Origin of the sequence: Pseudolactococcus hodotermopsidis, assembly GCF_011170085.1 — a bacterium.
GTDB classification, from domain to species: Bacteria; Bacillota; Bacilli; order Lactobacillales; family Streptococcaceae; genus Pseudolactococcus; species Pseudolactococcus hodotermopsidis.
The window spans coordinates 1-7,065 of record NZ_BLLI01000082.1 but is presented as its reverse complement, the minus strand read 5'-3'; the positions used below and the strand labels follow the sequence as shown (position 1 = coordinate 7,065).

Annotated in this window: 6 protein-coding genes; 2 read left to right on the top strand and 4 right to left on the bottom strand. The window is 40.2% G+C overall.

Annotation, left to right across the window (positions count from 1 at the left end; all coding sequences use genetic code 11):
* Positions 1-353: 353 nt before the first annotated feature.
* From mnmG to Hs30E_RS09905, 4 genes are all read right to left on the bottom strand, one after another.
* On the bottom strand, positions 354-2,225 hold the full coding sequence (gene mnmG, locus Hs30E_RS09920; protein ID WP_172209796.1) for a tRNA uridine-5-carboxymethylaminomethyl(34) synthesis enzyme MnmG: 1,872 nt from the start codon (positions 2,223-2,225) through the stop codon (positions 354-356).
* A gap of 86 nt (positions 2,226-2,311) precedes the next feature.
* A complete protein-coding gene (locus tag Hs30E_RS09915; RefSeq protein ID WP_172209795.1) occupies positions 2,312-2,806 on the bottom strand; it encodes a YehS family protein in 495 nt (164 codons plus the stop codon).
* Between the two features lie 15 nt (positions 2,807-2,821).
* A complete protein-coding gene (gene mnmA, locus Hs30E_RS09910) occupies positions 2,822-3,952 on the bottom strand; it encodes a tRNA 2-thiouridine(34) synthase MnmA (protein ID WP_172209794.1) in 1,131 nt (376 codons plus the stop codon).
* A 147-nt stretch (positions 3,953-4,099) separates the two neighbouring features.
* Positions 4,100-5,116: a hypothetical protein gene (locus tag Hs30E_RS09905; RefSeq protein WP_172209793.1), complete on the bottom strand. Its 1,017-nt coding sequence runs from the start codon at positions 5,114-5,116 to the stop codon at positions 4,100-4,102.
* 87 nt (positions 5,117-5,203) lie between these two features.
* Between Hs30E_RS09905 and Hs30E_RS09900 the strand changes: the two genes are divergently transcribed.
* Positions 5,204-6,154, top strand: coding sequence for a biotin--[acetyl-CoA-carboxylase] ligase (locus Hs30E_RS09900; protein WP_172209792.1), 951 nt, complete (start codon positions 5,204-5,206; stop codon positions 6,152-6,154).
* Between the two features lie 44 nt (positions 6,155-6,198).
* On the top strand, positions 6,199-6,843 hold the full coding sequence (locus Hs30E_RS09895; RefSeq protein ID WP_172209791.1) for an HAD hydrolase-like protein: 645 nt from the start codon (positions 6,199-6,201) through the stop codon (positions 6,841-6,843).
* Positions 6,844-7,065 lie beyond the last annotated feature (222 nt).

Sequence of the window (7,065 nt, the reverse complement as noted above, 5' to 3'; positions counted from 1 at the left end):
GAAACTTGCATCTTTCGAAAAGTATCTCAGAAGAATCGGTAAGACGCTTCTGGAATATCAAGCTGAAAATTCAGCCTAAATCATAACTCAATCATATCAAAAATGGAATCTAAAAGCAAATTTTGCTCTATAAATGTAACTCATGTTTAGACTTTTTTTTGGGACATTTTCAATTTCGCTTGACAAATCGTCATGCTTTTTAACAGACAAGCCAAACTTTTGCGTATCTTCATCTTTTTGTGTTCAATATATTACTCAGAGTATTATTCATAAAAATCTCTCTATTATATCACAATTATCAAAATAAATTACACATTTTTTCTAAAATTCACATTAGCCAATTCTAAACTCCCTTATTTCCCCTCCAAATAAATCATCAAAATCGAAATATCTGCAGGATTAACTCCAGAAATTCGACTAGCTTGGCCAATCGTTTCGGGATTGATTTTCTTAAACTTCTGGCGCGCCTCCGTCGCAATGCTGTCAAGCGCATCCCAATTCATATTTTTCGGAATTTTCTTAGCCTCCAAACGGTGCATTTTGGCAACTTGGTCAAGTGCTTTTTTGATATAACCTTCGTATTTAATTTCTGTTTCAATCAACTCAATGATTTTCGGTTCAAGTGTTTCTGGTGCTGCACCAATAAATTCAGTTGCAATTTCATAAGAAATTTCTGGTCGGCGCATCAATTCAGCAGCCGTCAGTGCATCTGTCAATGGTTTGAAACCAAGTGCGACAATTTTATCATTTGTTGGTGCAACCGGTTTTAGTTTGACTGAATTTAGACGTTTCAGCTCATTTTCATACTGATATTTCTTAATGTCAAAGACTTGCCAACGTTCATCAGAAACCAAACCAACCTCACGCCCAAGTGTCGTCAAACGCATATCCGCATTATCATGACGAAGAATCAAGCGATACTCCGCCCGACTGGTCAGCAACCGATAGGGCTCAATTGTGCCTTTGGTTACCAAATCGTCAATCATCACGCCGATATAGGCATCTGAGCGTTTGAGAATGAACTCTGGTTTGCCTTGGGCTTTCAAAGCAGCATTGATACCCGCAACTAACCCTTGTCCAGCCGCCTCCTCATAGCCAGAGGTGCCATTTGTCTGCCCAGCCGTGAAAAGCCCCGAGATAAGTTTCGTCTCAAGCGTTGCCCGTAGTTGATGAGGCAAGACAACATCATACTCAATCGCATAGCCGCTGCGCATCATCTCAGCATTTTCAAGACCAGGAATCGAGTGCAAAATCTCAAACTGCACGTCCTCTGGCATAGAAGTCGACAAGCCTTGCACATAAACTTCCTCAGTTTCGCGCCCCTCTGGTTCTAAGAACAACTGATGACGCGGTTTATCAGCAAAACGGACGATTTTATCCTCAATTGACGGACAATAACGTGGTCCTACCCCCTTGACCATGCCCGAAAACATCGGCGCACGATGCAAATTCGCTTGGATAATCTCATGTGTCGTCGGCGCCGTATAGGTCAACCAACACGGCACTTGATTTTTCAGATAATCAGCATCTTTTGACAAAAAACTGAAGTGAGTCGCTTTTTCATCGCCTGGTTGAATCTCAGTTTTACTGTAATCAATGCTACTAGCCTTGACACGTGGGGGGGTTCCAGTTTTAAAACGCCCGATTTCAAATCCCAACTCCTGCAAATTATCAGCAAGTCCGATTGAAGCAAGAGAATTATTTGGTCCTGACGAGTACTTAAGCTCACCAATGATAATCTCGCCACGTAAAGCCGTGCCAGTTGTAATCACCACAGATTTAGCACGATAAGCAGTCCCCGTTGCCGTTTTCACACCCATGATTTTAGCCTCTTCAACGAGAAGTTCAGCTACCACTGCTTGTCGCAAAGTCAGATTTTCTGTCTGCTCAATCGTTTTCTTCATCTCATGCGCATACAAATCTTTATCTGCTTGCGCCCGTAAAGCCCGAACAGCCGGCCCTTTACCAGTATTGAGCATTTTCATCTGGATATAGGTCTTGTCAATGTTGACCCCCATCTCGCCACCAAGCGCATCAATTTCGCGAACAACAATTCCCTTAGCCGAGCCACCAACTGCGGGATTACAAGGCATGAAAGCGACCATATTGAGATTGATTGTCAAAAGCAAAGTCTTAACACCCATTCGAGCACTAGCCAAAGCAGCCTCACAGCCTGCATGACCCGCACCAACAACGATAACATCGTAAATTTCTTGATACTGCATGAGTTCTCCTTAACACAAAAAGTCAAGCACACGAAAAATAGCTTAGCTATCTTCATGGTACTGACACACGACTGTTTGAGTCTGATTTAACCATTCAAACGATAATCTAAAGCCATCCCTTTAAGCAAATTTCGCAACATCTGATCGCCAGCGGGTTTGTAATTCCGATGATTTTTATTGCGCAAAATCGCTGAAAGTTCGCTTGTGGACACCGTTTTCCCTGCTTGGTTCAGAAAATCTTGCAAATGGTCGGTCGTGTAGGTCATGGCAATCTTGATTTTTTTAATCGTCACGTTATTTATCAGATTATCGCCCGTCATATCAAAAGTTGCGGGTAGCGCCTTACCGTCCTTATCAAGTTTAACGCCACGTTGGCTAATGATAAAGCCATTCAAAAAATGCTCAAGATTCTCACGAGAAAGAGCTTGATCTCTCGGTGTATCAGGCGCTTGCTTTTTCAAAATAACCTGCAAGTCTTCTAGCGTGAGTGTCAGCCCACCTAGCTCAAAAATCAGCAACATATTCGCATCTTTGATGTCAAAAGTGTAACGGAGACGGATTAAAATATCGTTATTGTTCATATTATTCCTTATATTTTATTGATATTGCATGACTTTTCCATCTTTATAAGCATGATCAATCAGCGCCCCCCCAAGACACTCCGCACCGTCATAAAAAACGACAGCTTGCCCTGGTGTAATTGCACGGACTGGCTCGTCAAAAGTGACAATTGCCTTGTCGCCACGCACTTGTAAGGTCACGCCTGTATCAGCTTGACGATAACGAAATTTTGCTGTACAACATAAGTCAAACTCTTTCGGCATTTCCCGTGTAAATGACAGTTCACTGGCATCCAGACTGGTCGAATAAAGTGACTCATGGTAAAAACCTTGCCCAACATACAGGATATTTTGCGACAAATCTTTGCCAACAACAAACCATGGGGCATTATCGCTACCCTCTTGCCCGCCAATGCCAAGACCGCCACGTTGACCGATAGTATAGTACATCAGCCCCGCATGCTCGCCCATATCTCGTCCCTCAAAAGTCACCATCCGACCTTTTTGAGCAGGTAAATATTGGCTGAGAAACTGCTTAAAATTCTTTTCGCCAATGAAACAAATACCTGTTGAATCTTTTTTCTTGGCTGTTACAAGACCCGCTCGCTCAGCAATTTTTCGGACCTCTGGTTTTTCCAGATGTCCGAGGGGGAACATCACTTTTTGGAGCTGTTCTTGTGTCAGTTGGCTGAGAAAATAGGTCTGATCTTTATTGTCATCAGCGCCACGTAACATGTGGACTGTCCCATTTTCATCACGCGTAACTTGCGCATAATGCCCTGTCGCCACAAAATCAGCGCCGAGATTGGTCGCATAGTCAAGGAAAGCCTTGAACTTGATCTCCTTGTTGCACATCACATCTGGATTTGGCGTGCGACCCGCGCGATATTCGGCAAGAAAATACTCGAAAACGCGCTCCCAGTACTCTTTCTCAAAGTTGACTGTATAGTAAGGAATGCCGACTTGCTCCGCAACCGCAGCAACGTCCTTGTAGTCCTCAGTCGCCGTGCAAACGCCGAACTCATCGATATCATCCCAGTTTTTCATAAAAATGCCGATGACATCATAGCCTTGCTCTTTGAGCAAAAGCGCCGTGACACTGGAATCAACACCGCCGCTCATACCAACAACAACACGTGTTTTTGAATTATCATTTGTCAAAATCATAATCCTCCCATCAAATTTTATTCGTTAATCAATCGCTTTGAAGGGCGTCATTAACTACTCTAGTATAGCAGAAAAGTAGCTATTTAGCTAGAAAGACAATCAATTGAATCAATAATAATTTTCAAAAAACATACGTGTTTAAACAGACTATCCAGATACGCCAACTGGTGCGCCAGCTCGCGAGTTAATACTATCATACAATTCAGTCGCTCTCAAAGCAATCTGATTTAATTCTTCATTTTTAGCATTAAAATCAGCAACTTTGGCATTGATAGCATCACAACGTGCATCTAATTCTGCCACTTTTTGCTGTAAAATATCTCTATCAGCATAAAAATCAGCTTCATTTGAGTAATAATAGTTGTCTGCATGGTAATTGAAAGTTTCAATTTCTGAATCCATAGTTGCCAAATCGGCATCATATTGTGGCATTTCTATGTCAATTTCTGCTTTCAATCTAGTTAGTTCATTTGACAATTCTTCCGATTTTTTCTCTAATTCATCAAATTTTGCTTGATAATTATCTGACATTTGTACGATTTTTCCTCGATTTTTAAAATATTTTGTATAATATTTTTCGAGTGCTGGCGAAAGATTGCCATAAGTCGTCCCCAAAATCGAATGAAGTTCGTTTTCACGCTCACCTGGTTCAGACTTTTCATAGTCAGCCATTAAAGCTTCTAACTCGTCAGTTTTCACTTTTTCATAATTTTCTTCTAAGAGTTTACCAATTTTCTCACGTTCACTGCTAGTCAAGGCTTCCCAAACCGCATGCAATGCCTCATGTGCTGCTGTTACCTCAACAATCCCCTCTAATTCAGGTTTTTGGATGTTGTAAACAAAAATTTTACTGTATTGATAATAACCCAAAGTAGCACGTGAATCAAAGTTTATCGGCGCATTTTCATTAAACGCCTCCGCATCTAAAATTTCTGGCTTGGCAGTATAAAAAATATCACGCCCTTTTTGAGTGAAATCAATTTTGTCCGCAATTTGCACAATTTCTTGCGAGGGCGTAGGAATTTTAGGCTCACGCTTTTCAGATTGAACTGATTTTCCTGTTTTCGGCAAAGTTTTATCAGAAACAGTTTGATGGCAAGCAAAAAGCGTAAAACTAGCACTCAAACTAATAAGACTAACTAAAATTTTCAATTTTTTCTTCATAATTCTTATTATACCAAATTTTTTTGTAAATATGCCATTGCTTTTTGGTATTTTTTATAAGCAAATATTTATGTTAAAATATATAGTATGATAACATCAACAGCCGAAAATATCTTAAAAACTTTAATAGCCAATGAAAATGCTTGGGTTTCTGGGCAAACATTAGCCAAGCAACTCAATCTATCACGCGCAGCAATCTGGAAAGCTATCGCTAATTTAACGACAGACGGTTTTAACATTGAAAGCCAACGTGGTCCTGGTAAAGGCTATCGTTACATTCCTAACGAAAAAATGAGTGTTACTGGTATTATCCACAAGCTCAAATTTCCCATCGCTGTATATGTTTTTGATGTTCTTTCATCAACCAACACTTTTGCCAAGCAAGCACTCATCAGCGAAGAAATTACTGAGCCGACCGCGATTATCGCAAACGTTCAAACCAAGGGCGCAGGACATTTTGGTCGCGCTTTTGTCTCGCCAGCCCAGACTGGTTTATACATCAGTTTTGCGCTACCACTCGCACCTGATAGCGTTGTTATCCCAAGTCTACTTGCAACCGCTAGTGCCGTGGCTGTGGCTCGTATGCTAAAACAATTGTTAGATATTCAAATTGATTTTAATTGGATTAACGACCTGTATTATCATGATAAAAAAGTTGGTGGTATCTTAACTGAAGCTATGGTCAATTTTGAAAGTCAAACTTACTCAGCCTTGATTGTTGGCATCGGTTTAAATTTGACAAATCAGCAAACAGAGCTGGGAGCTATTACTGATAAACTCGAAATTTCTCGAAATCAGATTGCTGCGTGTCTAATTAACCATTTTTTTGCACTTTATAACAGCTACCAAGACGGATTGTTTCTTGATGATTATCGAACATCTCTACTAAATATCGGCAAAACAGTCACAATCAAATCAGGTCAACAAGTCATCACAGGAATCGCTGAGGGAATTGACGATAAGGGACAACTCCTACTTCACACACCAACTGGCAAAATAAGATTAGCTGGTGGCGAAATGCTAATAACCCAAATATAGCAATTCCATCACAAAATTCTCTAACATCATGTTAAAATAGAACTATGAAAATAAAAAATATCTTCTTTGACATGGACGGCACCATTGTTGAGAGTTCAAAAGGTATCAAAAACGGCTTTCGTTATACCTTTGACAAACTTGGTCACGCGCAACTTGATGATAGTATTCTAAATACTTTCATCGGTCCGCCGCTTGAAAACACTTTTATGACACTCAGTCATGGCGACAAGGCTTGGGCTGAACGAGCAGTCGCAACCTATCGCAAATATTATGAGAATCGAGGCATGCGTGAAGCCAAGATTTATGATGGCATTATTGAGCTTTTAAATGTTCTACGAGCAGATGATTATCGTGTTTATATTGCAACCTCAAAAAAAGATGAGGTCGCTAAAAAAATGCTTGATGTGCTTGATTTAACTGACAAATTTGACGGTATTTTTGGTAGTACAACCACAGAAAATTCCAAAACACTAGTCCTTCAAAAAGCGCTATTAGACACGCAGTCACTCCCCAGTAATTCTAGTATGGTTGGCGACCGTGAGCATGATATTATCGGTGGCTTTAACAATCACGTTGCTAAAACAATTGGTGTTCTTTGGGGTTTTGGCAATCTAGCTGAACTTAGTCAAGCAGGCGCTACTGACATCATCCAAAAACCGATTGACCTACTCAAAGTTGTCAAAAAATAAGTCTACTAAACACCTTCAAATATAAAATTTAGAGCTCAAAAAAATCTGGCTCTATAATAAATCGTGTGGGAAAAATTCCCAGACGATTTTTTTGCAAAAAAAATCCTTCCTTCTATAATGTGAGTTATTAAGCAACACAAAAGAAAGGAAAGACATGTTTGATTATATCCTAAGTAAGTATCATTTACAAGAAAAAGACTGGTTATATTCAGATACTTCCCC